General features: G+C 58.3%; 1 protein-coding gene. It reads left to right on the top strand.

The annotated features are described in order from the left end of the window. Nucleotides 1–604, top strand: a 604-nt coding sequence (locus F0155_RS23290; RefSeq protein WP_150526946.1) for a cadherin repeat domain-containing protein, incomplete at both ends; no start/stop codon positions are given.

The raw sequence follows: 604 nt of genomic DNA, 5'->3' as shown, positions 1-604 counted from the left end.
GTCACAGTCATTGTCCAGGCGACCTCGACGGATGGGTCAACCTCCACGGAGACGTTCACGGTCAACCTGACCGATGTTGACGAGTTCGATGTCACAGCTGTCACCGATAGCAATTCTGCGGTAAACACGGTGTCTGAATCTGCCGCCACCGGCACAGTAGTTGGGATCACCGCTTCTGCCTCTGATGCGGACGGCACGGACAGTGTGAGCTACCAGCTTGTCGACGGCTCGGGCACTGTCATCACGGATGGCCCGTTTACTATCGATGCTTCCACAGGTGTTGTGACGGTCGCGGATAGCTCGCAGCTCGATTACGAGGCTGGAACGAGCGTCACGGTTATTGTTCAGGCGACATCGACGGATGGGTCAACCTCGACGGAGACGTTCACGGTCAATCTGACCGATGTCGACGAGTTTGACGTGACCGCTGTCACGGACAGCAATTCTGCGGCTAACACGGTCTCCGAGAGCGCCGCCACCGGCACAGCAGTTGGGATCACAGCCTCTGCCTCTGATGCCGATGGCACGGATAGTGTGAGCTATCAGCTTGTCGACGGCTCGGGCAATGTCATCACGGACGGCCCGTTTGCCATCGATGCCATCA

This window comes from Roseibium sediminis, assembly GCF_008711325.1.
Taxonomy (GTDB): domain Bacteria; phylum Pseudomonadota; class Alphaproteobacteria; order Rhizobiales; family Stappiaceae; genus Roseibium; species Roseibium sediminis.
The sequence above is the reverse complement of the archived record's forward strand: the minus strand, read 5'-3'. Positions and strand labels throughout refer to the sequence as shown.